Annotated in this window: 1 protein-coding gene; it reads left to right on the forward strand. The window is 67.1% G+C overall.

Annotated features, from left to right (window positions below):
- Positions 1-34: 34 nt before the first annotated feature.
- Positions 35-231: phosphopantetheine-binding protein (locus tag ADL15_RS24925; RefSeq protein ID WP_198171002.1), on the forward strand; the 197-nt coding region annotated here is incomplete at its 3' end.

The raw sequence follows: 231 nt of genomic DNA on the forward strand, positions 1-231 counted from the left end.
GGGTGACGAGATCGCCGGGGCGGTGGTGGGGATCGTGTCGGAGCTGACCGGTTATCCGCCGGATCTGCTGGATGTGGATCTGGATCTCGAGGCGGATCTGGGGGTGGACACGGTCAAGCAGGCTGAGGTGTTCGCGGCGGTGCGGGAGCGGTTCGGGTTGGCCCGGGACGAAACCCTCCAGGTGCGGGACTTCCCGACCTTGACGCATGTCGTCGGCTGGGTCCGGGACAA

Source organism: Actinoplanes awajinensis subsp. mycoplanecinus, from assembly GCF_001509495.1.
Lineage (GTDB): Bacteria > Actinomycetota > Actinomycetes > Mycobacteriales > Micromonosporaceae > Actinoplanes > Actinoplanes palleronii.